Below are 24,452 nucleotides of genomic sequence, written 5' to 3'. Positions count from 1 at the left end.
GTAGATGGAATGTATTGAGTTAGACCATATCGGCCAGTTTAACCGGCAGTACCGGGAAGAGATCAAGACGCTGCGCACCAATATCGGATTTTTAAGCGCCGCGTTTACCATGATAATGTTTACCTCCACCGCGCCCAATGAAGGGAAAACCAGCACAGCGTTTCAGCTGGCGGTATCCTTAGCCGAAGCGGGAAAGAAGATTCTCTTTATTGACACGGATATCCGTAAATCTGTGCTGGTCCATAAGCTGAATCTGTCAAAGAAAATCAATGGACTGTCCCAGGCGTTGAGCGGGCAGATCGAACCGAACGAGATTATATATAAAACTTCAAAGGAAAATCTCTCAATTATTTTTTCCGGCCCCTATGCGCCAAACGCATCTGAGCTTCTGGACAATGACGTGTGCCGCCAGCTGATGGCGGATTTAAAAGACAAGTCAAAATATTCTTTTGATTATATCATTGTCGATACGCCTCCCCTGGGTAATGTAATTGATGCAGCCATTGTATCCAAATACTGTGATGGCGCGGTTCTTGTTGTGGAGGCGGACAGGATCAGCAGCCGATGGGTCAGAAGGGCCAGGCAGCAGCTGGAAAAGACAGGAATCAGAATTCTCGGTGTAGTGCTTAATAAAGTCAATCCGGAAAAAGGCAGTTACTACTATGAAAAGTACGGAAATTATTACAATAAATATGCAGGATACTATTAAATGACGAATTCAGAGGAAAGAGTAGAGTACATATGGATGATCTGACGATTTCTATTGTAGCTTACCATAATGGTGAAATGATTATCAATGCCATTGAATCGATCGAACAGTACACGGATAAAAACTTAAAAAAACGCATCTTTGTGATTGATAATGGGGGTACGCCGGAGGAGTTCAGCGATATTCTGGATAAATATCCTGATATGGAATACCGGAATCCAGGGAAAAATATAGGCTTTGGCAGCGGCCATAATCTCACTCTGCCTTTGCTGGATTCACAATACCATGCGATCGTAAATCCGGATATTATGCTGATTGAGGACAGCTTTTCTAAGCTGCTGGATTTCATGAAAAGAGAGCGGGTGCGCATGTGCATCCCTAAAATCGTAGATGAGAACGGCAACTTACAGTATTCCTGCCGTAATGAGGTTACGTTGTGTGATATGGCGGTTCGAAGGCTTCCGGGCAGGGTATTTGATCAGAGAAGGAAAAGACACACACTGCAGGATCACGATTACAAAACCCCCTTTCCCGTACCGTTTGCGCAGGGTTCCTTCCTGGTTATGGAGACGAAATTGTTAAAATGTGTCAATGGATTTGACGAGCGGTATTTTATGTACATGGAGGATGCAGATCTCTGCAAAAAAGTCAGCGAGATTACCCCTATCATATATTGCCCCGAAACTTCCGTAGTTCACAAGTGGGAAAAAGGTTCTCACAAAAATATGCGGCTGTTTTGGATTCATCTGGAATCTATGATTCGTTACTATAAGAAATGGGGATTGAAGCTAAGGTGATGGACTCGATGAAAGTACTGTTTATATCAGAATATTTGGTTAATGAGGAGATCAGCGGGGGCTCCGTTGCTTCAAAGAATCATCTGGAATCAATACGGGAACTGGTCGGGTATGATAATGTGGATGTAGTAGCCCCTCTATGGAAACGGGAATGGGAGGAGCTTAACAGGGACAGGAAAATCCAGTGTGTGAGTGCCTATAAAAATCATATGGAACAGTTGATTAATAATCTGGAAGGAAATGTGACTCTGCTTAACCACTCCATTATCAGGGAAATTGTGAGAAAAATAGAGGAACAATCGTATGATGTGGTGTTTCTTGACAACACATTTTATGGTACGCTGATCCGGCGAATTAAGAAAAAGTTCCCATCTGTCAAAATTATTGTATTTTTTCACGGAGTCAACCGGAAAACATGGGAATTAAAACTGAAGGCAGATTGGGGAAAACTCAGGAATATAACCCAGTTTCTTGCTGTCTTTCGAAATGAACGAATCGGACTTAAATATACCGATATCAATTTGATGCTGAACCAGCGGGATAATGAGCTGTTATATCAATATTACGGGGTCAGAAGCCAGTATTTTCTTCCCTCCTATTACTCTGATACAGCCATCGACTTACAGGCAGAGCTGCCGTTGGACCACGAATTTCGCCTGCTTTTTGTGGGCGGTTACTTTTGGCCTAATGTGGCAGGTATCACCTGGTTTGTCAAAAATGTTCTGAATTTTCTGACGGGGGATATCCATCTTTATATAGTGGGTTACCGCATGGAGGAACTGAGAGAACGGGAGCCATTTGCAGGAAATTCCAGAGTTACGGTCATTGGAACGGCTGACAGCCTTGACGCCTGGTATAATTCGGCGGATCTTGTAGTAAGTCCTATTTTCGAGGGAGATGGGATGAAGACAAAAACCGCAGAAGCATTGATGTACGGGAAAATTATTTTAGGAACCGGGGAAGCATTCTGCGGTTATGTGGGACTGGAACCGTATCAGTGCGATACAAAAGAGGCATTTATCAGACAGATTCAAGCGTATCAGCAGGCGGGGATAAGCAGATATCATCAGAACATCAGGGATATTTTTACGGAACGGTATTCACAGGAAGCCGCCAGGAGAACGTTTAGAGAGATTCTGTTTGAGGAAGAAACATGAAGGAACCACGAGTAAGCATTATACTGGTTAATTATAATGGCTGGAAAGATACCATGGAGTGTCTGAACAGCCTGGAACGTGTAGATTATAAAAATTTTGATATTTTTATCGTTGACAATTGTTCCACAGATGATTCGGTTGCCCGTATCAGAAAATATACAGAAAAAAGAAAACGGGTGACGCTGCTGATCAGCGCAGAAAACAAAGGCTTTTCCAGCGGGAATAATATAGGAATCAAAGAGGCGTTAAAGACGGGCGCGGAATATGTGGTCCTCTTAAATAACGATACGGTTGTAAGACAGGATTTTCTGACATGTGCAATACAAACGGCAAAAGAAAACGGCAGCGCAGGGATTGTAACGGGAAAGATTCTGTATTATTCCGATCCGGATACAATCTGGTATGGGGGCGGCCGCCTGCTTAAAAGGAGTGGTGTTGCTGTCCATAAAGGATATATGGAGGCTGATTGTGGGCAGAGAGATGTGGTAGAGGAGACCGGGTTTATATCCGGCTGTTTCATGGTTCTCACAAAAACATGCATTGAAAAGGCGGGAATTTTGCCGGAAGAGTATTTTCTGTACTGTGAGGATACCGCATACTGCCATCAGGTCAGAAACGCAGGATTTAAACTGATTTACGACTACCGTTCGGTTATCTGCCATAAGGTCAGCGCCTCCGCCGGAAAAGACAGCCGGGACTGCACGTATTACAGTGTGAGGAATACGCTGCTGGTACACAGGAAGTATGATTCTAAAAACTGGCTGTTCTTCCTGTTTTATGGTTACTTTCTGGTAAAGCAGGTAGTACTTGGCCGGTGGGACTGCGATATTGTTACTAAGGCGCTGCTCGATTACAGAGACGGAAAAACCGGAAGAGTAAGATACGAAAAAGGAGAAAAAGAATGAAAGCAATGGCGTTGTATCTGCCTGCATTCCACAGGATACCAGAGAATGACAGGTGGTGGGGGGAAGGTTTTACGGAATGGGATAACACCAAAAAAGGGACACCTTTATACAAAGGTCATAATCAGCCATTAGTCCCGTTCCATCATAATTATTATGACTTAACAGATGTTGATACATTGAAATGGCAGGCGGCAACCGCCAGAAAATATCACGTTTCCGGTTTTATCCTGTACCACTACTGGTTTAACGGCAGGCTTCTTCTTGAAAAGCCGGTGGAACTTTTCCTGGAACACAAGGAGATCGATATCGAATTCTGCCTATGCTGGGCAAATGAGTCGTGGGCGAGAACCTGGGATGGAAAGGATACGGAGCTTTTGATGAAGCAGGAATATGGGGAGGAGGAGGACTGGGAACGCCATTTCCAGTACTATCTCCCGTTTTTTATGGATCAGAGGTATGTGAAAAATAATGGGAAGCCAGTGCTGTTTATCTACTCTCTTGGAAAAATAAAGAGATATGACGACATGATTAAGTACTGGAACCGGAGAGCCGTGGAAGAAGGACTAAAGGGAATCTATCTCGTGGAGATGATAAACACGTTTAATCCGGGGCGAAAGGGTATGTATACATCGGCTGTCTGTGAGTTTGAGCCCCATTCCACATGCAGGAATTACGTGTCTGTTCCTGTCAGGCTCAAACGGGTGCTGTGCAAAAAAATCGGTTTGACGGATTATCTCGATTATGATTATGTCTGGAGACAGCTTTTGAAGAAGAATACAACATACGGAGACTGCCGGATTATCAGAAGTGCTTTTGTGAATTTTGATAATTCTCCCAGGAAGGGCAGGAAGTCTTTTGTTATAAAGGGGGCGGCTCCCCAAAAGTTTTCACGTTATCTCAATCAGCTGATACAGTCTGGCCGAAAAAATCTCTCTTCGGATTATCTGGTGATTAATGCCTGGAATGAATGGGGGGAGGGAGCTGTGCTTGAACCGACGGAGCACAACAAATTCGGGTATCTGGAGGCGGTAAGGAACAATCTATGATAAGGTCCGGTAATCACAAAATCAGGCTGACCTATGGAAGACTCATTCTCTGCGCTGTTTTTTTTCTGATGATTCTGGAGTTTAATTTTTATCATCTAAACGCCTTTTTGAGTTATCTCTTTGTGCGGGTGAATGCAGATTATAATAAGACACTGATTGCGGTAATCAGTGTAGCATGTTTGCTGCTTTTGCTTTTGAATAAGAAAGCAAAAAAAATATACACAACGGAGTATCCGTATTTCAATATCATCAATTTAGCACTTTTTTTCTTTATTGTGCTGGAGACGGTTTTTGGTGTAATCCGCTATGACCAGTCACCTTTCGATATTTTTGCGGAAATGAGGCACTATTACATCGTTTTAATGGCATTTCCTGTTTGTTATGGATTGGAGAAGTGTGCGAATACGCAGAAAATACTTGATCGGTTTTTGACACTGATTTTTGTCTATGTGATCCTGATTTTGCTTCAGGCCATAGTGTATAACGCCGGTTCGCTCTGGTTTTTAAATGGATATATCAGTGAGAAATCATTCCGTGACGGCAGTCTGAGGATTGGCCTTGGCAGTCTGGCTCCTTTTCTGCTTCTGTATTCCTTCTCCTGCTGCTGTGACAGAAGACGGAATTTCCGAAAACGGTGTGCTGCGCTGATAACATCGGTTGTGACAGCAGGCGCATATGTATACTGTACTCAGACCAGAGCGCTGAATCTGGCATTGGGGGGCGCACTGCTTGCGATTCTAATGGTGGCAAGGTATCGGGCGTCAAAAAAGGCGGTTCTCCTTTATCTGTTAGCAGCGGGAATCTTTTTCTGCTTTTATCAGGGAATCTTTTCCGACCTGGTTTACTCGCTTTTCTTCGATCAGTCCAAATCCTCCTCTGCGTTGGGGCGATTATATTCCATTAAACATTATCTCCAGGCATTTTATGACAATCCTGTTTTTGGAACAGGGATTATTCGGGAGACAAACCTTAAATTTGCCTTTATCAAACACGGCAGCGACGGACTGGTTTACAGCGACGATGTGGGGCTGATCGGTCTGATCGGAGAAAATGGAATCATCGGATTGATTTTTTACAGCCTGATTTTATTCCGGCTGCTGTATCTCACTTATGAAATGGTGATTAAAAAGAAAATATGGAATACAGATACGTATTTTATGACTGGGATGAGTGTATTTCTCATTCTGACCAGCGCTACCCTGATTATAACGAACACAATGAGGATCTTTTTATGTCCATTTCTTCTGGCCTTCTATGAATATTATGGAGTAAAAGTACACGAAAGAAAAGTAAAAGAATGAAAACACTGAAAAACTTTATCCGGGTGTTATCCAGCAACACCATAGTTTTGCTTTCCGGCATGATTACCGGAATGATGATACCGAATATCCTGTCTGTCGAATCCTATTCCAGTTTGAAGACGTATACGCTGTATCTCTCCTATGTGGGGATTTTTCATCTGGGATACGTGGACGGGCTCTATCTCAAATATGGAGGCCGTTCCTACCATAATATCGATAAAAATATATTAAAGCATGAGCATACCATCCTCTGGAGAATAGAGACCATATTAACAATAGCCGTTCTGGCAATTGGATTTGTACGGCAGGATTTTGTGATGGCATTGTTTGCTGTGAGTATTATCCCATACAACATCAACGGATTTTTTAAACAGATTTTTCAGGCTGCAGGGGAATTCAAACGGTATGCCAGAATCAATAATGCTGTAACAATCAGTGCATTGGGCCTTAATATTTTGGGAGCAGTAGTGCTGCGTGTTGACCAGTATGTATTCTACTGCTTTGCAACCCTGCTGGCGAATCTGTCCATGAGTATATTTCTGGAGTACAGCTACTTTAAAAATAACCGTAAGTATAAGCCGGTTGACGGCCGGGATACCATAAAGCTTATTAAAACCGGCAGCCTGATTGTGCTGGGGAATTTCATAGCTCAGTTTGTATTTACAATTGATTTATGGTTTGTTAAGGGCTTTTTTTCCGCAGTTGAGTTTGCATACTATTCGTTCGCATTTTCCATGGTATCTATGATTAATACGGTGGTAACGGCAGTTACCGTGGTTTTTTACAACTATCTCTGCCGTGAAAGAGAAGAACGGCAGATTATTGAATTCAAAAGATATCTGCTGGTATTCTCTCCTTTTGCGGCGTTGGCTTATTTCTGCTTCCGGTTTATTGTAAAGCTGTTCGTTGTAAAATATACTGCTTCTCTTGATATCCTTTTTTTCTTGTTCGGTGCCTACCCTTTTTTGATTATTGTGTATGCTCTGATTATCAATCTGTATAAAATTTCAGAGGATAAGAAAAAGTATGTGAAATCAGTCGCCCTAATTGTTATGACTGCCGCGGTTTATAACTTTTTAGCGTTAAAGCTGTGGCACAGTGTACAGGGGATTGCGCTGGCAACACTAATGACGTATATCACATGGTATCTATACTCTATGGCGGATTTTAAGATATTAAAACCTACGGTTCGGGAGATTATATGGGCAGTTTACTATCTGGCTGTCTATGCGGTGACCAGTTATATTTCTAATGATGTGTTTGCGGGAATTATGTTTGGATTGCTGATTTTGACAGGAGGACTGGTGCTGTTTTGGGATATTTACTCAAATCTTCTGGAAAGGATTACTCAAAGAGGGAGATAGAAAAATGGAAAAAATAAAAAAACTGGTTTGGCTGACTGCCATCCGAACCAGGGGGATGTTCAGAAATGTGGTACAAAACAGAATAGCGGCCAGCTATCTAATGCCATGGTTTATGCGTAGAGGAATTTACAATCTACTGGGAAATTCGATCAGCACCAGCGAAATCTCTCCTCACTGTTTTCTGGGAGGGTACAGGCTGCAGCTGGGAAAAGATACCTTTATCAGCTATCAGTGCTTCTTTGATTTGACAGCTCCGGTCATATTGGGAGAGAAGTGCCGGGTGGCATTTCAGACTACGTTCATCACCTCCACCCATGAGCTGGGGGGTGGCGGCATGAGAGCGGGAGACGGACTGGCTGAGCCCATCGTAATTGGAAACGGGGTATGGATCGGCGCCAGAGCGACTATACTTCCCGGTGTCACTGTGGGAGACGGAGCAGTGATCGGAGCGGGGGCGGTTGTTGTATCTGACTGTGAGGCAGACTGTATCTATGCCGGAGTTCCGGCGAGAAAGATCAGAAAGATTGAGGAATGATCAAATGACATCTTATTTCATTTATATATCAGCAGGCTGTGTCCTTGCGGGGATTGCAGCGGGACTCATCTATTACGCGGTGTACTATTTGAGAGGCAGTAAAATTATAAGAGATGAGATCCATGCAGCAGACATACAGAAGGAAGTGTGGAGTCATGCTTCAGACAGCGCCTACAGCAGAATATCGGGATACAAACGGATTATTTTAAAAGATCTGAAAAAGAAATCATGTTTGGTTGGCGCCGGGGTCTTTTTTGTCTCCGTATCGGTAATGGGAATCGCCCTGTTTCTAATAGAGGAAGATAATGCTGAAGGGGGCGTATCCAGTTTAGAAAAATCCTATGGCACGGAGATAACCGGTATGATCTGCTGGGGAGACAGCCTGACGGCAGGGGTAAATGGAGACGGTGTGACGTTTCCGGATGAACTGAAGAAACTGATGCTGGAGGATGGAATCGATATTCCTGTGCTGAATATGGGTGTTCCGGGAGAAAATTCGATTGAAATAGGGGCCAGGGCCGGTGGGCGCAGGATCGTGGTGAAGGATGCATTTACGATACCGGCTGATGCAGTACCAACGGCACTGACATTTACTGACGGGATCGGTGTAGAACTTCATCTTACGGCAAGGGGAAATGCAGGAATATCCAGTGTCACGATAGACGGCGTGGAAGGAACCATTTCCTTTGAACAAAATCCGGATGGCGGCAACTATGATGGAATATATTACTTTACACGCAGCAAATCGGGACGCGAGGTGGAAGTAAAGGCGGGGACACAGATCATCAATGACGGAGCAGTCGAATATAAGAGTTATCTCCCGATTATTTTTATGGGGCAAAATGGCTATTTTACATCTCCTGAGGATTTGATTGAACAGCAGCAGGCTATTCTTGATACGTATGACGATCCGAGCCGGTTCCTGATTCTGGGTCTGACGACCGGTACCGCAGAAGATCGGAAGGAGCTGGAAGAGAAGATGGAGGCACAGTGGGGCGGACGATACGTGAATTTAAGGGATATTCTTTCTTCCTCCAGGGTATACTCCTTTCACGTAACGGTTCTGGATTTTGATAAAAAGCAGATGCAGGAGGGACGAGTCCCCAGCTGTCTGAGAAATGATGATGTCCATCTGAATGGGGCGGGTTATAAAGCGGCAGCCGAGGTGATCTATGAGCGGCTGAAACAGCTGGGATATATTTATATGGAGAGGAGAGAATGGAAATGATTATTTCTAAAACACCATTTCGCATGTCATTTTTTGGAGGGGGAACAGATTTCCCGGATTTTTATAAAATGTACGGCGGATCAGTTATTTCTACCACATTTGATAAGTATTGCTACGTAAATGTCAGACATCTGCCCAGGTTCTTTGATTATGCCACAGAACTTGTTTATTCAAAAATCGAGCGGGTGATGGACGTGGAAGAGATCCGGCATCCTGCAGTGAGGGAAGCAATGAAGTATCTGGATATGCATGAACTGAGAATTTCCTATGAAGCCGATTTACCGGCCCGGTCGGGTCTGGGTACCAGCTCCTCATTTGCTGTGGGGCTGTTAAATTCTTTCTATGCGCTTAAGGGGAGGTATGCCGATAAGAAGAAGCTGGCGGATGATGCAATCTACCTGGAACGGGTGCTTTGCAAAGAGGCAGGCGGTGTCCAGGATCAGATTGCGGCAGCTTACGGCGGATTTAACCGCATTCGTTTCTCGGAAAGCGGCTACTGTGTCGATCCGATTATTGTATCGCCGGAACGGAAGCGCTGGCTGAATGATAATCTGCTTCTCTTTTTTACCGGTATATCAAGATTTTCTTCCGACATCCAGGTCGATACACAAAAGTCCTTAAAGGATAAGACCACGCGGCTTTTAGAAATGCTTTCGCTGGTGGACGAAGCGGAACGGATACTTACTTCTGACTGTGATCTGGAGGAGTTTGGAAGGCTGCTGCATTATACGTGGACGCTAAAACGCGGGATCAGCTCCGGCATTTCCACCACATCGATTGATGTCATTTATGGGACTGCAAGAAGTGCGGGAGCTGTCGGAGGAAAGCTTCTGGGGGCGGGAGGAGGGGGCTTCTTCCTGTTTTATGTGGAGAAAGAAAAGCGGAAGGCTGTCATAGAGGCGTTAAGTGATTTGCTGTATGTTCCGTTTTCCTTTGAAGATAAAGGAACGCGAATCATCCATTACTCTCCGGAAAACTACGTTCCGGCAGGAAAGGAATGACAGAGCAGAAGGAGACTTATGAACATAGATACTTTTGTATTTAAATGTCTGAGAAAAATATTTGGAAGAGAAGATGACTGGTACTCGGAGGAATATGTGGAATACAGAGATCAGACGGCAAACGATTACATACGAAACAGGATACATCAGGCAGAATCTGGCTTGATGGTATGCAAATTCGGAACAATCGAGCTGGAACATCTCTGCTGTCTGATGTCGGACCGTACGATATTAAGCTGGATCAGGGGAATCCGGGGCGAGTACTCCATACTGCCTGAAGAGACGATGGAACGCCTTTGCTCCAATGCAGGCTTTTTCCCCAATGATGGAAAGCTGGGAGCTGCCTATAAGGATCTGGTATTAAGGGATATCGGTGAAATCGATATATTAGCCTCATATCAGAGACGGGAAAAGTACCTGGGAGACCGGTTGAGCATGTGTACACGAGTTAATCTGGAGGGATTTTACGCCCCCTTTTTATGGGAAAATCCCTGGACCAAGGAGCTGAAGGGAAGGAAAGTACTCGTAGTCCATCCATTTACCGAATCCATACAGCGGCAGTATGGGCGGAGAGAGCTTCTGTTTGACAATCCGGATGTGCTTCCGGAATTCGGGAGCCTGACGCTGGTGAAGGCAGTACAGAGTATTGCCGGAAACGGAAATGAAACGGGATTCCATGACTGGTTTGAGGCTCTGGATTTTATGAAACAGGAGATTGACCGCTGTGATTACGAGATTGCACTGATCGGCTGCGGCGCATACGGCATGGATCTGGCGGCCCATGTCAAACGAAGGGGAAAGATTGCCGTTCATCTGGCCGGCTGGACTCAGATGCTTTTTGGAGTCTACGGTAATCGGTGGCTGGAGGACCAGCCGGCATATAAACGTTTTATCAATGAGTACTGGATCAGGCCTTCAGAGAGTGAAAAGGTGCATGGGGCGGAGAAGGTGGAGAATGGCTGTTACTGGTGAGGGCAGAGTCGTAAACAGAAGGCTTTCCGGAAAGGCAGAGGATGAATGAAGGGAAAACAGAGGATTAAGAACTATCTGAGCGGTTGTCCGATTTTATACCGTACAGTAAAAAGACTGTCGCTTTTGATCGGCACACCATCTCAAAAACAGATTGAGCGGATGGTATTCCGATATAACAGGAAGCGGTTCCGGAAGTACTCCGGATGCTTTAAAAAAAGCAGGGCGAGAGATCGGGCGTATATGACCTGGCTGTACCATGTGGTGGAAAAGGGGCTTTCAATGCCTGAAATGCGTCTGGGATTTGGGGAGGATAAAATAAGGGAACTCTACCGCGTTATAGCGGAATACAGTAAGAATTATGGGAAGACCGATCCAGCGCTGTATGCGGCGGTATCGACAGCTCTGGAATACGAAAGAATCCACGCAGAATCCAGGTATTCCCTGCCGCCGGAAATACTGGCACTTTTAAAGGATATCAGAAAAGAATATCCGACAGCGTCACCGTTAAATCAAATCACATATGATGCAGAACATTATTTCAGCTGCTCAGAGAAAAGCTTTGATCAGTTTTCGGCAAGCCGGCACTCTGTCCGGAATTTTGGAACAGAGCCTGTCGCTGTCGAAACGATCCTGGAGGCGGTAAAAATAGCCGGAAATGCACCTTCAGCCTGTAACCGCCAGCCGGCCAGGGTCCACATTGTCTCAGACCGCGAAAAAATCAGAAAATGTCTGGAACTTCAGAATGGAAATCGCGGCTTTGGTCATCTTGCGGATAAACTGCTCATTATAACCGGAGATTTGTCTGTGGTGCTGGGAGCACAGGAATTTTTCGATCTGAATACCAACGTGGGAATCTTTTTGATGAACTTATGCTATGCGCTCCATTATAAGAAAATCGCCCATTGTGTTCTCAACTGGTACGCACTTCCGAAGCAGGATAAAATGTTAAGAAAAATTCTGGAGTTAGAAGCATCGGAAACAGTCGCTGCAATGATCGTGTGCGGTAATGTTCCAAAATCGTTTAAAATTGTCATGTCTCCCAGACTTCCGGTCTCAGAATTATATGTCTTACACTGAAAACGCTGCAAAATCAGAGGATGGAAAGGATGGTCAAACAATGAAAAGAATAAATTGTGTTGTTTCATCTTATGCATATGTAGTTAAAAACATCAATTACGGATCTTTACTGCAGTATTATGCATTACAGACATTTCTGGTGAAACTGGGGGAGGAGGCGTACTGGCTGCGCTATACTCTCGAAGAAAAAGAGAGCATTGCAGTGAAATTAAAGGCTGCGGCCAAACGAATTCTTCATCCTGTCCGATCTGCAAGGCGTATCCGTTGCCAGAAATCGTATCTTGCGTTTATCAACCGATATCTGGCTGTTTCCGGTTGTGTCTATGAGACGTATGAGTCGTTGGTAAATAATCCGCCGGAGGCTGACCGCTATATTACAGGAAGCGATCAGGTATGGGGAGGGACAGTAAAAGCAAATTACCTGTGTTTTGTGCATGAAAAAAGCAAAAAAACTGCTTATGCCGCCAGCTTTGGAACGGATATGATCTCCAGAGAACAGATGAATGCCGTGAAAATGTGGATCAGGGATATTGAGAACGTTTCGGTGCGTGAACCGTCGGGAATTTCAATTTGCAGGCTGATGGGGGTTGACGCGGTTGAGATGGCAGATCCCGCTCTTTTGCTGGATAAAGAAGAGTACCCGGTCAGCAGACATGCTGCGGAAGAAAAAAACGCGGAGGTTTTTTGCTATTTTTTAAATATAAGCAGGGAAGAGGAGATTCGTTGGCCGGAAATAAAAGAATTTGCGAAAAGAAAGGGGAAAGTAATCAAAGCAGCCGGAGTACCCCAAACGGAAAAAATAATTCCAGATGGTAATCTGGTTTATCCTTCCCCGGAAGAGTGGCTTGGTTTTTATGATAAAGCGGAATACATATTTACCAACACGTTTCATGGTACCGTCTTTGCGATTATATTTCGAAAAAAATTCCTCGTATTTTTACAGGAAGGAGCCACAAAATCACAAAATGGCCGGCTGCTGTCCCTGTTAAAGAAATTAAAGCTGGAACGCCGCCTGTACCGGAAACAGGAATCACTGGAAGCCCAGATGGAAAGACCGATTGATTGGAATACTGCAGAGAGTGCGATAAAGGGCGCAAGGGAGCGGGCCGCATTATTTTTAAGCAGTGAAGGAGGAGGCTGACAGTTATATGGTATATGATCGCAAGGGAGTTGCAAAAAGAATCAGGCAGCGAAGAAAAGAACTGCATATGACAGTTGATGATATGGCAAAAAAAATAGGCAGGGCCTCTCATTATTATGGGGACATTGAGAGGGGAACATGCGGGATGTCGATCGAAACCCTTTTAGATATTTCAGCCTGTCTCGGTCTGTCAGCAGATTATATCCTGTTTGGTACGATAGATAAAAATGTAAATAACAGTGCCTATACAGCATATAAAATGTTGGAAAATTACGATTTAAAGACACAAAAACGTGCCGTGGAGCTGATGAAATTTTACTTGGAAGTGATAGAACTGTAATATGCGGTATAGGGAGAAAAATAGAGAAATATCGGAATATTATCAGAAGATTTGCTGGAGAAATATATTATAGCACCGGAACTTCATACAGTATAAGAAACTTTCTTTATTTTGGGTATGGCGAATGACTGGAAACTCAGATGAAAGAGAGGCTGATACACATTGCGTGTGTCTCAGCCCCTTTTCTTATCATGACTTTCCGCAGCTTCCGGTTAAATCCTTCAAGAAATCGTGCGGCTGCTCTCAAATCGCAGAAAAACTGTTATCTTTTAGAGAAGTAATCCACGTTTCGATTGTTTGAGCCAGTATATACTGCTGCTGCAAAACTGCCATACCTGTTTCCGGAATTTCCGGTACACGTTCTTTTTCGCATAGATTTTCTTCCAGACAGGTCTTTAAAGCTTTTACATTTTCCTCGATTTTTTCCAGGCATAATTTCTGCCCTTCCGGTGGAAGGCTGGGCAGATTTACAATCACGGCGTTAAAATCCAGGAAAAAGTGAATCGGTTGTGACGCGATCTCATTCATTAGATTTTCAAATTCTTTTGCGCCGGTATCTGTAAGAGAATAAATTGCTTTCTCCGGCATTTTCCCCTCTTTAACAATATTACTTTTAATCAATCCTTTTTCTTCAAGCTGTATCACCTTTTTGTAGATTGAGGGCGTGCTGATTTTTACCCATTTGGAGATATTGCGATACTCAACTAATTTCTGAATGTCATAGGCGCTGAGTGATTTCCTTTTTAATATCCCTAATACAATTAAATCGATAGTCGCCATGATTTCCTCCTGTTTCTATTGACAAATGGTGTAAATTATAGTAGTGTAATTGCTAACTGATCAATTGCTATAATTTATACTACTATATTTTATGCCTTATGTCAAGCGAAAGGAGAACTGACAGATGAATGAATCAGACAAAAAAATAGCGCTGCTGGGGAGCACGCCGATTCCAAAAGCATTACTGGCGTTAGGGCTGCCAACCATGATTGGTATGCTGATTAATGCGCTGTACAACCTGGCAGACACTTACTTTGTGGGAGGACTTGGAACCGATCAAATGGGTGCTGTCACGGTGGCGTTTCCCCTCGGACAGGTTATCGTAGGATTGGGCCTGCTGTTTGGTAACGGAGCCGCCGCCTGTCTTTCAAGGTTACTTGGGCGCAGCGACAAAGAAACTGCAAACAAGGTAGCCAGTACGGCCTTATACAGCAGCGTATTGACTGGAGCAGTCCTTATTCTTTGTTCCATTATCTTCCTAAAACCGATCTTAAAACAGCTTGGCGCAATCGAAAGTGTTATGCCTTATGCAACTGCCTACACCAGTATCTATATTACGTTTTCAATTTTTAACGTATTTAATGTCACGATGAACAATATTGTATCAAGCGAAGGAGCCGCTAAAACTGCCATGTGTGCATTGATGGCAGGTGCTTTACTAAATGTGATATTAGACCCGATTTTTATCTATAGACTGCATCTTGGCGTTGCGGGTGCAGCAATTGCAACAGCCATTTCACAACTAGTTTCCACGATCGTCTATATGGGCTATATCCTACGTAAAAAAAGTATTTTCAGTTTTCATATCAAAGAGTGCTGCTGTTCCAAAGAAATCATGTCTGAAATTTTGAAAATCGGGATTCCCACGTTGTTATTCCAGATATTGACCAGCCTTTCAATCAGCATGATAAACAATGCAGCGAAAGAATACGGAGGTTCCGCGCTGGCCGCGATGGGGCCGCTCACGAAAATTATGTCTATGGGGAACCTGATTGTATTCGGTTTTTTGAAAGGCTTTCAGCCAATCGCCGGATTCAGCTATGGTGCAAAGAAATTTGATCGCCTGCATGAAGCCATTAAAACCTCGATTCTCTGGTCTACGATATTTTGTGCGATGTTTGGTTTGGCTGCTGCGATTTTCTCTTCACAGATTATGGCCTTGTTTACAAAAGGCGATATGGAGATGATTCGTATCGGTTCGTTCGCTTTGCGGGCAAACGGCCTTTCTTTTATCCTTTTTGGGTTCTACACGGTATATTCGTTTCTGTTCCTTGTAATGGGGAAAGCAGTGGAGGGGTGTTTCCTTGGTGCATGCAGACAGGGGATTTGTTTTGTACCTGTTATTTTACTTCTTCCAGGAATTTTTGGCTTGGACGGGATACTTTATGCCCAGCCGATTGCTGACGTTTTATCGGCTATTGTCACCGCATGGATGGCCATTCATTTTCACAAAGAATTGTCTGCAGCAAAAGCACATTTTCTTGCTACACAGGCAGAATCCTCTGAATCGGCTGACGTATAGTCTATTATAAAAATAATTGTAATGGATAATTCATAAAAAACTGCTGCCTGGAATGTGCGGTATCCGATGATTGTGCGGTTTCTGTTCGAATTAGTTTTATGTCCTGTTATTTTTGGCCAGAAAACAGCAAATGATGCGGCATAAACCGCGCAGGCCCCCTTGTTTGACAGTCTTTTATCTTATGTATTAAGTTCATAGAGATATCCTGATGCTTATAAAAATCTTCTGCGGTATATTCTTCTGTATACACAAGTGCCATGCATCAAGTGCCTCATTTTCTCTGCTAAACTGATGTATGGTCTAAAAGAAGACGCCTGCCGCGAGCGATAGCAGTAGTAATCCGAAAATCCAACAGAGACTATCAAGGACTGCAGTTTCCTGGTATAATTGGAATGGCATGTGTGGCTTCTAAACCGCTGGCCGTGAACATGTACCAGGAGGAAACCTGATGATTTTTCAGAAGGATAAGCAATTCAATATCCTGCCGTTTCATATAAGACTCAGAAAATATATTCAGTATTATAATGCCGAGTTTCCGGAGAGGGATACGTTCCTTCCTCAATACACGCTCATGCCATGTCGGATTTTTACTATAACGGGATGGAAATTTATCATATAATTTCCTCGAAGGAGGAATGAAAATATGAAAGATCAAGGGGCTTTTAGCGGTTAAGGATATATCCGCCTCTAAGAGCTTTTATGAAACCGTGCTTCATCAAAATGTTGTCATAGATATTGGCAAACATGTAACTTTTGAGAGCTTTTTTCTGCAGCAGGAGTATGCTAAAATTATTGGCATGGCTCCAATCTTTTGAAAGAAATTGGCACAGGGCGGCCCTGGCAGACCAAAGCCGCCGCTATTTTACTTAGAACAAAGGAGGTTGTCTATGAACTGGGAACCGTGGACAGGTTGTTACCAAATAAGTGACGGATGTGCAAACTGCTATTTTTATGGGCCATATGCAAAACGCTGTGGACAGAATACAATTCTGAAAACAGATAAATTCAACTGGCCCATCCGGAGAAATAAGAAGGGTGAATACAACATCAAGGGGGATAAGATTCTCGCTACCTGCTTTGCCACCGACTTTTTTCTGCCAGAAGCGGACGAGTGGAGGAAAGAGGTCTGGGGCATGATCCGGGAGCGGACGGATATTGATTTTTTGATTCTGACCAAGCGGATCGACCGGTTCCCCGTGTCCCTGCCCGACGACTGGGGCGAGGGCTATGACAATGTGAACATTGGCTGCACAGTGGAAAACCAGGCGATTGCCGATTACCGGCTTCCTCTGTTTTTATCTTATCCGATGAAGCGGCGGTTTATCGCCTGCGCTCCGCTTCTGGAAGCGATCGATCTGACCGCATATCTTCATGGGGTGGATCATGTGACCGTTGGCGGCGAAACGGGGAGGGAAGCGCGCGAGTGCGATTACGAGTGGGTGCTGAGCATTCGGGAGCAGTGTGTCAAGGCGGGGGTAACCTTCTGGTTTAAGAACACAGGCTCTCTTTTCCGGCATGATGGTATCGTGGAGAAAATCAATCCATATCAGCAGACCGGCAGGGCGAAAGCGCTTGAAATTGATATTTCAGACGGGAAAAGGTTGTTTTGAAAGTCTTTGGCAGAAGGAGCTAATGTCAGAGCTGAGAGTTTGTAGACAGGGCATTGATTTACAGTGGTGATGATGTTCACAGGAGGAAATATGAGCGAGGTAATGAAATTTTCCACAAGAAAGGATTTTCGCAGCTGGCTGCAGGAGAATTGTATGTCAACAGCTGGTATTTGGGTGCTTTTTGGCAAGGCGGGCGGCCCCAAAACGATTAAGGCAGGCGAAGCGTTGGAAGAAGCCCTTTGTTTTGGCTGGATTGATGGCCAGATGCAGAGTATTGATGATAAAATCTATAAAAAGTATTTTTCCCTGCGCAGGGAAAACAGCAAATGGTCGGAGAAAAATAAAGCGCTGGCTGAAAAACTGGAACAACAGGGGCTTATGACCGATTATGGCCGGGCTAAAATAGCGGAAGCTAAGCAAAACGGCCAGTGGGATGCCCCCAAATCCCCGGCGGTCACAGAGGAGCAGATTGCCTTTTTGTCTGGTTTATTAAAAGCATACGAGCCCGCTTATGCAAATTTTCAGGCGATGTCTTTATCGGTAAAGAAAACTTACACACGGGCATATTTTGACGCAAAGACAGATGCTGGTCGGGAAAAGAGAATATTATGGATGGTCGATCGATTGAATAAAAACCTGAAACCTATGTAACAGGCAGAAGCTTAAAACCCAGAGGGAATATCATGGAAAATATTTATTACGTGGAAGATGACCGGAATATTGCGTCACTCGTTGCTGAATATTTAGAGCAAAGAGATTGTATCGTTTCTATCATTCCTTCGATCGCGGAGGCAAGACAGATGCTAAGCAGGCAGAAACCGGATTTGTGCCTTATTGACTGGAATATGCCGGATGGGCAGGGAGATGTACTCTGCCGTTCTATCCGTTTCCGATGGAAGGACATGCCGATTATTTTTCTGACTGCCCGTGGAGATGTGAAGGATATCGTTGCTGGCTTTGGCTGTGGGGCTGATGATTATGTGGTGAAACCGTTCGAACTGGAGGTATTATACTCTCGTATCCAGGCTCTGCTTCGGCGCGCCGGAACTGTATCAGACCAGGTTCTCAGCTGTGATTTTATTTCACTTAATCACAGTAAAAAGACGGTGTTCTGCGGCGATGAGGAAATAACGCTGAGTCAGATGGAATATCAGCTGTTGGAAGTTTTATTAAAAAATAAGGGCCAGACCATAAGCAGGGAGCAGATCCTGCATGAGGTCTGGGACAGCAATGGAAGTTATGTCAATGATAATACTCTGACCGTAACGATGAAACGGCTGCGTGAGAAATTATATCAGCCGCTGTGCATAAAAACAATACGAAGCTTTGGGTATCGTATGGAGGACACCGTATGAACGGCAAAAAAAATATTGTGGTTACAATTTTGCTGGTTGTATCTGTCAGCCTCTTTTCCGTTATGCTTTCCGCCGTGTTTCTGCTGAAGTATTACAGCAGGGTTCAGTTTCAAATGCTCAGCGGGTTCTGCCAGACGCTTGCGGAAGAACGCATAGCAGATAGAGACGCCTTCATGGGAGCACTGAAAGAAAACAGGGAAAAAATAGTATTGTCGGATAATGGGGATTTCCTGGAAAGCTTCGGGTATCGTGCGGATGATTTTGCAGGCAGGCGGTGGGAGACTGGATATCTGATTGCCGCAGCAGGCTTAGGAACCGGTCTTTTGATATTTATGGCAGCATTTTTATATTGGCATAAAAAAGAGGGGGAACAGATTTCAGCATTAACAGAATATTTGGAAAAGGTCAATACGGGTGGGCAGGGTCTTTTGCTTGCAGCCAAGGAAGGTGAATATTCCCGGCTCCAGGATGAGATATATAAAACAGTAACCACTCTGTATCAGACCAGAGACGCCGCGCTCGAAGCAAAGAATAATTATGCAGATAATTTATATAATATCGCCCATCAGCTAAAAACGCCAATTACGGCTATTTCATTATCCGCGCAGCTAATAGAAGAAAAAAGTGATTTGGAGTATGCGGGGCAGATTCGGAAACAGGTGGCAAGGCTGACTCATTTAGAGGAAGCGCTGCTGCTTTTGTCGCGCATTGACACCGGGACACTGACGCTTGAAAAAGTAAAACTGGACGTGTTTACCATGTTGACTCTGGCAGCAGATAATCTGCAGGAATTATCGGTTCTCTCTGATGTTGAACTGGATATTTCGGATCATGGAGAGGCTGTCATTACTGCGGATATGGAATGGACGATGGAAGCGGTCATGAATCTGTTGAAAAATTGTATGGAGCATAGTCCGGCAGGGGCCAGGGTCCATTGCTCCTATGAGCAGAATCCGCTGTATGTGCAGATCCGGATCTGGGATGAGGGGGAGGGATTTGAGAAAAAAGATATTCCTCATTTATTTGAGCGTTTTTACCGGGGAGAAAATGCTGTAAAGGGCAGTATTGGAATCGGTCTGTCCATTTCAAAAGCAATCATTGAGATGCAGAACGGGGTAGTTCATGCCGGAAATTTGCCGGAGGGCGGCGCATTTTTTGAAATCCGTATGTACAGTCACTGAGTTGTCACCTTCCGCTGCTATAATAAAAGAGTAAGCAGTACATTCCATAGCAGGAGAGGAGATAGTCAAATGGAACTGTTAAAATGTGAAGGAATCGGCAAGATATACGGAAAAGGGCTTAACCAGGTGACTGCGCTCGACGGAATTGACCTTTCCGTTGAAAGAGGCGAGTTTTTAGCAATTGTGGGGGCTTCCGGTTCCGGAAAATCAACACTGCTTCATATCCTTGGAGGTGTGGACAAACCAACTTCTGGAAACGTAATGATAGATGGGATGGATCTATCTGCCTTGAATCAGAAACAGGCAGCCATTTTCCGCCGCCGGAAAGTGGGGCTGGTTTACCAATTCTATAATCTGATTCCCACATTGACTGTCCGAAAAAATATCCTTATGCCGCTTCTTCTGGACAAAAAGAGCGTGAACCAGGAATTTTTTAACCAGATTGTAAGCTCTCTGGGCATTGAAGATAAGCTGGAATCCCTGCCGGATGAGCTGTCCGGGGGACAGCAGCAGAGAGCCGCAATCGCCAGATCCTTAGTCTATCGTCCGGCGCTGCTTCTGGCCGACGAGCCTACGGGTAATCTGGATCAAAAGAATTCCAGGGAAATTATTGACATGCTGAAGCTGTCCAACCGAAATCTGAAACAGACGATCATACTGATTACACATGATGAAAAAGTCGCAATGGAGGCAAACCGTATCGTAACGTTAGAGGACGGCCATATCGTCAGTGACCGGAAGCAGAGGGGGTAACGGCTATGTGGAAAGACTATTCTGCGGGGTATATAAAACACAACCGTGCTTCCAGTGTAACGGTGATGGCTGCCGCTTTTATTTCCGCCTTGCTGCTTTCTTTGCTTTGCAGCTTATTTTATAATTTCTGGATTTACGAGATAGAAAGGCTGGGAGCAGAGGAGGGCACATGGCAGGGACGGATCGTCGGGGAAATAGATACAAAACAGCTGGAGTCGATACGAAATTTCGCCAATGTGAAAACGGCGTCTGTCAATGAAGAACTGTCTGACGGACAGGAAGCGGTAATCGATATCTGCCTGCACAACAGGAGGACGATCCTCACGGATATGCCTAAGATTGCGGAACTGGCAGGAATTTCTCAGGAGGCAGTTTCTTACCACCACAGCCTCTTGAGTATGTATTTGATCCGTGATCCAATGGATCCGGCACCGCGATTGATTTTTCCATTCTTACTGGGGACAACAGTGCTGGCCTGTTTTTCACTGATCCTGATCATCAATCACTCTTTTGCGGTATCTATGTATGCGAGGATACATCAGATTGGCATTTTTTCAAGTATCGGAGCAACGCCGGGGCAGATCCGAATCTGTCTGTTACAGGAGGCTGCCATGCTTTGCGTGATACCGGTCATAGCCGGCAATTTGCTGGGGATTCTGATCAGTGTCTGGATAATTGGGCAGACCAATGTACTGGCAGGTGATACAGCAGGACGGCAGGAAGCTGTCTGGCAGTATCACCCTTTGGTTCTGGTATTTACGTTTCTAATTACTATTTTAACTGTTTGGATTTCTGCATGGATGCCGGCAAAGAAAATGAGCAGGTTAACTCCGCTGGAAGCAATCAGGAACACAGGGGAACTGCAGTTAAAGAAAAAGAAGAAAATCCGGATTTTACCGCTTTTATTTGGTGTGGAAGGGGAACTTGCCGGAAATGCGCTGAAAGCACAAAGAAAGGCATTGCGGACAACGACACTGTCCCTGGTTCTGTCTTTTTTGGCATTTACCCTTATGCAGTGCTTTTTTACTCTTACGGGCGTCAGTCAGAGAATGACCTACTTTGAGGGATACCAGAATGTCTGGGACATCATGGTTACGGTGCAGGATGCGGGTATAGATTCCTTTGAAAAGGCAGAGGAGATACAGGCATTGTCCGGTGTGGCAGACAGTGCAGTATACCAGAAAGCGGCTGCGAAGCGGATTGTTACCGAAGATGAAATAAGCAGTGAAATGGCGGCTCTGGGCGGTTTTATGCATGCACCTGAAAACTATGTTACGAAAACCGAAGAGGGCTGGCTCGTCAATGCGCCTCTTGTTATATTGGATGATTCCAGCTTTCTGGAATACTGTGGGATGATTAGGGCTGCTCCACGACTGGATGGTGCCGTGGTCCGGAATCAGATCGATGATGTTACCGATCCGGATTTTAGAAACCGTGACTCCCATGATTATCTGACGGGACAGCAGAAAACAAGTGTTTTAAGACAGGCGGCCCGGGAAGAACTGACGGCTGAAGTCCCGGTACTTGCGTATACCCGGGAAGTTCCCGAACTGCGGGAAGAGTATGGGAGTCTGGACCTGTATGAACTGGTACACTTCCTTCCGGTGTCTTTATGGAAACAGATCAGAGGACAGATAGGGGGAGAGGAAGAGGATTTTTATATCCGTATTCTTGCCGATGATACTGCCTCATTGGAAGCGTTGAACCGGATAAAGGAGGAACTTCAGGAAATCCTTAATCCGGAATATGAAGTCCTTATTGAGAACCGGATACAGAAAAAAATAGATAATGATCATATGATTCATGGGATGATGACTGTTCTGGGCGGTTTTTGTGTCCTGCTTGCACTTATTGGTATTGGTAATCTATTCTCCAATACATTGGGATTTGTGCGCCAGAGAAATCGTGAGTTTGCACGGTATATGTCCATAGGTATGACTCCTGGCGGCCTGAGAAAACTGTTTTGTATTGAAGCGCTGGTGATTGCGGGACGACCGGTTCTTATTACAATACCTCTGACGGTTCTTATGACTGGATACATGATAAAAATCAGCTATTTGGAACCAGTGATTTTTATCAAAGAGGCACCGGTTATACCTGTTCTGGCATTTCTTTTCATGATTGCCGGCTTTGTGGCGCTGGCTTATTATCTTAGCTGGAAGAAGGTGAGTATAGTTAATTTGCGGGATGCTCTGTCTGATGACACTATGATATAAAATCGATAGAAGAGATGTTGGACGCTCTGCGCAATGATCCCTATATTGTGGTGTATTTATTTTTTGAAAAGCAGATTACTCGAGGGATAGCATTTGCGGGACTGAAGGGGTTAATTTTGTATAAAGTGAATTTTAAAAGTGAGCCGTTTTCTTTGATCTGGAGAAAAGGGCTCACTTTCCATTGTAAGAATCGATGCTTTCGCTGCAAATATCTGTATTGTGTCTCTCTTTTTTCATTTCCCTCATTTTGTAAAGTCATATAGTGCATCCGGATTCTTAATTGTAATACACCGCCTCCCAACGTCAATAACTCCCAATCGTTTCATTTTGGAGCAGATTCGTGCTATCTGGATGCGGGAGGCATTGACTGCGGAGGCCAGATTCTCATAAGACATTGGAATGCATTGGGTCTGACAGTAGTCTTCACTTTTCATGTATAGAAAAATAAAGTTGATCAGGCGCGTTGTTACATCCGATACACTCTGATTTTCTGCGTCAAAGCACATGAGTCTTAAGACATCACCGACATAAGATGCCAGATCAAGGCCAAAAGCGGGATTCGCCTCGCACATACGAAGCAGGGACTGCCGTGTCACGGTAACGGTGGTAATATCCGTGACAGCCTGGGTAGTTACAATGGCAGGTTTCCCTTCGCAGAAGCCGTCTAAGACAAAAAGGGTATTTTGGCGGTGGTAACCAAGCAGACGGACGAATCCGTCGGAGCTGTTTGTATATACCTTTACGATTCCATTCAGCAGAAAATGCATATGTAAAACAGGTTCCCCGCAGATGCTCAGGATTTCCCCCGCTCTTCTTCTTTTTTCTGGTCCGCAGTTTAGAATTATATGAGGCAGTAGTCTGTGCGACAGGCAGTGAACCTGTAATTCCCCAGGTTCCCGGTATCGATAAACCGATTGCCATAGATGCGCTGACCGCAATTGATCATGAGGAGAAGCTTGGAAAGCGGATTGTTATCATAGGAGGAGGCTTGATTGGTTCAGAAACAGCTCTCGATCTGGAAGAAAAGGGTCATGATGTAACTCTTGTGGAAATGCTGCCGCAGATTATGAATGGCGTCGCAACCACAGACTTTCTTGCTTACAGTGAACGGATTGAAAAAACCAATATGCAGATTATGACCAACACGCGTCTGATTGCTGTTAAAGATCATGGTGTTACGGTACAGGGGCCGCATGATTTTGAGAAACTGGATGCAGATACCGTAGTATTGGCAATCGGGTTAAGAGCAAAACAGGAGTTATACCATGAATTAAAGGAGAGAGGAAAGGAAGTCTACCTCGTAGGTGATGCTGTCAAAGCAGGTAAAATTTTTGATGCATTCCATACTGCTTACAGGACTGCGCTTAAGATTTAATCTTGTAACGCAATTCTTATGTGTTAGAAGTTTGTTTAAAATAGATATTTTGCAGGATTAAAATATTACAAAGAGACAGGCTGTATT

General features: G+C 44.4%; 25 protein-coding genes. 23 read left to right on the top strand and 2 right to left on the bottom strand.

From position 1 onward, the window contains the following. The first annotated feature begins 4 nt into the window (after positions 1 to 4). From NE473_RS06655 to NE473_RS06590, 14 genes are read left to right on the top strand one after another with little or no spacing between them, the layout of a single operon-like run. On the top strand, positions 5 to 709 hold the full coding sequence (locus NE473_RS06655; protein WP_022030775.1) for a CpsD/CapB family tyrosine-protein kinase: 705 nt from the start codon (positions 5 to 7) through the stop codon (positions 707 to 709). 32 nt (positions 710 to 741) lie between these two features. Next, positions 742 to 1,506: a glycosyltransferase gene (locus NE473_RS06650; protein WP_022030776.1), complete on the top strand. Its 765-nt coding sequence runs from the start codon at positions 742 to 744 to the stop codon at positions 1,504 to 1,506. An 8-nt stretch (positions 1,507 to 1,514) separates the two neighbouring features. Continuing rightward, positions 1,515 to 2,663 (top strand): glycosyltransferase, encoded by a 1,149-nt coding sequence (locus NE473_RS06645; protein WP_055652081.1) that lies wholly within the window; start codon positions 1,515 to 1,517, stop codon positions 2,661 to 2,663. Further along, on the top strand, positions 2,660 to 3,568 hold the full coding sequence (locus tag NE473_RS06640) for a glycosyltransferase family 2 protein (RefSeq protein WP_055652080.1): 909 nt from the start codon (positions 2,660 to 2,662) through the stop codon (positions 3,566 to 3,568). The genes NE473_RS06645 and NE473_RS06640 overlap by 4 nt, the downstream gene beginning before the upstream one ends. Further along, positions 3,565 to 4,614, top strand: a complete 1,050-nt coding sequence (locus tag NE473_RS06635; RefSeq protein WP_055652079.1) for a glycosyltransferase WbsX family protein — start codon at positions 3,565 to 3,567, stop codon at positions 4,612 to 4,614. Before NE473_RS06640 ends, NE473_RS06635 begins: the two co-directional genes overlap by 4 nt. Next, the gene (locus tag NE473_RS06630; protein ID WP_055652078.1) at positions 4,611 to 5,915 is read left to right on the top strand and encodes an O-antigen ligase family protein; all 1,305 of its coding nucleotides are present in this window, start codon (positions 4,611 to 4,613) and stop codon (positions 5,913 to 5,915) included. The genes NE473_RS06635 and NE473_RS06630 overlap by 4 nt, the downstream gene beginning before the upstream one ends. Further along, the gene (locus tag NE473_RS06625; RefSeq protein WP_055652077.1) at positions 5,912 to 7,279 is read left to right on the top strand and encodes a lipopolysaccharide biosynthesis protein; all 1,368 of its coding nucleotides are present in this window, start codon (positions 5,912 to 5,914) and stop codon (positions 7,277 to 7,279) included. Before NE473_RS06630 ends, NE473_RS06625 begins: the two co-directional genes overlap by 4 nt. Positions 7,280 to 7,283: 4 nt before the next feature. Continuing rightward, entirely contained in the window at positions 7,284 to 7,814 is a 531-nt protein-coding gene (locus NE473_RS32535) for an acyltransferase (RefSeq protein WP_022030782.1), read from the top strand. Positions 7,815 to 7,818: 4 nt separating this feature from the next. Beyond that, positions 7,819 to 9,042 (top strand): SGNH/GDSL hydrolase family protein, encoded by a 1,224-nt coding sequence (locus NE473_RS06615; protein ID WP_055652076.1) that lies wholly within the window; start codon positions 7,819 to 7,821, stop codon positions 9,040 to 9,042. After that, the gene (locus NE473_RS06610) at positions 9,039 to 10,043 is read left to right on the top strand and encodes a GHMP family kinase ATP-binding protein (protein ID WP_055652075.1); all 1,005 of its coding nucleotides are present in this window, start codon (positions 9,039 to 9,041) and stop codon (positions 10,041 to 10,043) included. The genes NE473_RS06615 and NE473_RS06610 overlap by 4 nt, the downstream gene beginning before the upstream one ends. A gap of 18 nt (positions 10,044 to 10,061) precedes the next feature. Beyond that, positions 10,062 to 11,015: a hypothetical protein gene (locus NE473_RS06605; protein ID WP_022030785.1), complete on the top strand. Its 954-nt coding sequence runs from the start codon at positions 10,062 to 10,064 to the stop codon at positions 11,013 to 11,015. A gap of 45 nt (positions 11,016 to 11,060) precedes the next feature. Then, positions 11,061 to 12,092: a nitroreductase family protein gene (locus NE473_RS06600; protein WP_022030786.1), complete on the top strand. Its 1,032-nt coding sequence runs from the start codon at positions 11,061 to 11,063 to the stop codon at positions 12,090 to 12,092. 40 nt (positions 12,093 to 12,132) lie between these two features. After that, positions 12,133 to 13,233: a polysaccharide pyruvyl transferase family protein gene (locus NE473_RS06595; RefSeq protein WP_055652074.1), complete on the top strand. Its 1,101-nt coding sequence runs from the start codon at positions 12,133 to 12,135 to the stop codon at positions 13,231 to 13,233. A gap of 7 nt (positions 13,234 to 13,240) precedes the next feature. Next, entirely contained in the window at positions 13,241 to 13,573 is a 333-nt protein-coding gene (locus NE473_RS06590) for a helix-turn-helix domain-containing protein (RefSeq protein ID WP_022030788.1), read from the top strand. Between the two features lie 243 nt (positions 13,574 to 13,816). On the opposite strand, the gene NE473_RS06585 is transcribed toward NE473_RS06590, so the two are convergent. After that, the gene (locus NE473_RS06585; protein WP_055649827.1) at positions 13,817 to 14,353 is read right to left on the bottom strand and encodes a PadR family transcriptional regulator; all 537 of its coding nucleotides are present in this window, start codon (positions 14,351 to 14,353) and stop codon (positions 13,817 to 13,819) included. A gap of 124 nt (positions 14,354 to 14,477) precedes the next feature. Between NE473_RS06585 and NE473_RS06580 the strand changes: the two genes are divergently transcribed. The 8 genes from NE473_RS06580 (at position 14,478) to NE473_RS06545 (ending at position 22,990) form a co-directional block, all read left to right on the top strand. Further along, positions 14,478 to 15,875: an MATE family efflux transporter gene (locus tag NE473_RS06580; protein ID WP_055649826.1), complete on the top strand. Its 1,398-nt coding sequence runs from the start codon at positions 14,478 to 14,480 to the stop codon at positions 15,873 to 15,875. A 650-nt stretch (positions 15,876 to 16,525) separates the two neighbouring features. After that, positions 16,526 to 16,690, top strand: a complete 165-nt coding sequence (locus NE473_RS06575; protein ID WP_081034842.1) for a VOC family protein — start codon at positions 16,526 to 16,528, stop codon at positions 16,688 to 16,690. A gap of 72 nt (positions 16,691 to 16,762) precedes the next feature. Next, entirely contained in the window at positions 16,763 to 17,485 is a 723-nt protein-coding gene (locus NE473_RS06570) for a DUF5131 family protein (protein ID WP_055649825.1), read from the top strand. 90 nt (positions 17,486 to 17,575) lie between these two features. Further along, positions 17,576 to 18,136, top strand: a complete 561-nt coding sequence (locus NE473_RS06565; RefSeq protein ID WP_022030792.1) for a YdeI/OmpD-associated family protein — start codon at positions 17,576 to 17,578, stop codon at positions 18,134 to 18,136. 32 nt (positions 18,137 to 18,168) lie between these two features. Next, a complete protein-coding gene (locus NE473_RS06560) occupies positions 18,169 to 18,840 on the top strand; it encodes a response regulator transcription factor (RefSeq protein WP_055649824.1) in 672 nt (223 codons plus the stop codon). Beyond that, positions 18,837 to 20,021: a sensor histidine kinase gene (locus NE473_RS06555; RefSeq protein ID WP_055649823.1), complete on the top strand. Its 1,185-nt coding sequence runs from the start codon at positions 18,837 to 18,839 to the stop codon at positions 20,019 to 20,021. Before NE473_RS06560 ends, NE473_RS06555 begins: the two co-directional genes overlap by 4 nt. Positions 20,022 to 20,090: 69 nt before the next feature. Then, positions 20,091 to 20,774, top strand: a complete 684-nt coding sequence (locus NE473_RS06550) for an ABC transporter ATP-binding protein (RefSeq protein ID WP_055649822.1) — start codon at positions 20,091 to 20,093, stop codon at positions 20,772 to 20,774. Positions 20,775 to 20,779: 5 nt separating this feature from the next. Continuing rightward, positions 20,780 to 22,990: an FtsX-like permease family protein gene (locus NE473_RS06545; RefSeq protein ID WP_055649821.1), complete on the top strand. Its 2,211-nt coding sequence runs from the start codon at positions 20,780 to 20,782 to the stop codon at positions 22,988 to 22,990. Between the two features lie 242 nt (positions 22,991 to 23,232). Here the strand turns inward: NE473_RS06545 and NE473_RS06540 are convergent, their stop codons facing one another. Next, positions 23,233 to 23,832: a Crp/Fnr family transcriptional regulator gene (locus NE473_RS06540; protein ID WP_256265188.1), complete on the bottom strand. Its 600-nt coding sequence runs from the start codon at positions 23,830 to 23,832 to the stop codon at positions 23,233 to 23,235. Between NE473_RS06540 and NE473_RS06535 the strand changes: the two genes are divergently transcribed. Beyond that, positions 23,718 to 24,365, top strand: coding sequence for an FAD-dependent oxidoreductase (locus NE473_RS06535; RefSeq protein WP_172682244.1), 648 nt, complete (start codon positions 23,718 to 23,720; stop codon positions 24,363 to 24,365). The two genes, NE473_RS06540 and NE473_RS06535, sit on opposite strands and share 115 nt — an antisense overlap. The last annotated feature ends 87 nt before the right edge of the window (positions 24,366 to 24,452 follow it).

The organism is Hungatella sp. SL.1.14 (assembly GCF_024460495.1).
In the GTDB taxonomy this organism is placed as follows: domain Bacteria; phylum Bacillota; class Clostridia; order Lachnospirales; family Lachnospiraceae; genus Hungatella; species Hungatella hathewayi.
Note: the sequence above shows the minus strand (reverse complement) of the source record. Positions and strands in the feature narration are given on the sequence as shown.

Bases quoted from the DNA above. Each gene is read 5' to 3' on its own strand.
- NE473_RS06565 (WP_022030792.1), top strand. From the start codon at position 17,576: ATGAGCGAGGTAATGAAATTTTCCACAAGAAAGGATTTTCGCAGCTGG.
- NE473_RS06595 (WP_055652074.1), top strand. From the start codon at position 12,133: ATGAAAAGAATAAATTGTGTTGTTTCATCTTATGCATATGTAGTTAAA.
- NE473_RS06640 (WP_055652080.1), top strand. From the start codon at position 2,660: ATGAAGGAACCACGAGTAAGCATTATACTGGTTAATTATAATGGCTGG.
- NE473_RS06590 (WP_022030788.1), top strand. From the start codon at position 13,241: ATGGTATATGATCGCAAGGGAGTTGCAAAAAGAATCAGGCAGCGAAGA.
- NE473_RS06545 (WP_055649821.1), top strand. From the start codon at position 20,780: ATGTGGAAAGACTATTCTGCGGGGTATATAAAACACAACCGTGCTTCC.
- NE473_RS06645 (WP_055652081.1), top strand. From the start codon at position 1,515: ATGAAAGTACTGTTTATATCAGAATATTTGGTTAATGAGGAGATCAGC.
- NE473_RS06625 (WP_055652077.1), top strand. From the start codon at position 5,912: ATGAAAACACTGAAAAACTTTATCCGGGTGTTATCCAGCAACACCATA.
- NE473_RS06560 (WP_055649824.1), top strand. From the start codon at position 18,169: ATGGAAAATATTTATTACGTGGAAGATGACCGGAATATTGCGTCACTC.
- NE473_RS06650 (WP_022030776.1), top strand. From the start codon at position 742: ATGGATGATCTGACGATTTCTATTGTAGCTTACCATAATGGTGAAATG.
- NE473_RS06610 (WP_055652075.1), top strand. From the start codon at position 9,039: ATGATTATTTCTAAAACACCATTTCGCATGTCATTTTTTGGAGGGGGA.
- NE473_RS06630 (WP_055652078.1), top strand. From the start codon at position 4,611: ATGATAAGGTCCGGTAATCACAAAATCAGGCTGACCTATGGAAGACTC.
- NE473_RS06600 (WP_022030786.1), top strand. From the start codon at position 11,061: ATGAAGGGAAAACAGAGGATTAAGAACTATCTGAGCGGTTGTCCGATT.
- NE473_RS06635 (WP_055652079.1), top strand. From the start codon at position 3,565: ATGAAAGCAATGGCGTTGTATCTGCCTGCATTCCACAGGATACCAGAG.
- NE473_RS06605 (WP_022030785.1), top strand. From the start codon at position 10,062: ATGAACATAGATACTTTTGTATTTAAATGTCTGAGAAAAATATTTGGA.
- NE473_RS06550 (WP_055649822.1), top strand. From the start codon at position 20,091: ATGGAACTGTTAAAATGTGAAGGAATCGGCAAGATATACGGAAAAGGG.
- NE473_RS06555 (WP_055649823.1), top strand. From the start codon at position 18,837: ATGAACGGCAAAAAAAATATTGTGGTTACAATTTTGCTGGTTGTATCT.
- NE473_RS32535 (WP_022030782.1), top strand. From the start codon at position 7,284: ATGGAAAAAATAAAAAAACTGGTTTGGCTGACTGCCATCCGAACCAGG.
- NE473_RS06570 (WP_055649825.1), top strand. From the start codon at position 16,763: ATGAACTGGGAACCGTGGACAGGTTGTTACCAAATAAGTGACGGATGT.
- NE473_RS06580 (WP_055649826.1), top strand. From the start codon at position 14,478: ATGAATGAATCAGACAAAAAAATAGCGCTGCTGGGGAGCACGCCGATT.
- NE473_RS06585 (WP_055649827.1), bottom strand. From the start codon at position 14,353: ATGGCGACTATCGATTTAATTGTATTAGGGATATTAAAAAGGAAATCA.
- NE473_RS06655 (WP_022030775.1), top strand. From the start codon at position 5: ATGGAATGTATTGAGTTAGACCATATCGGCCAGTTTAACCGGCAGTAC.
- NE473_RS06615 (WP_055652076.1), top strand. From the start codon at position 7,819: ATGACATCTTATTTCATTTATATATCAGCAGGCTGTGTCCTTGCGGGG.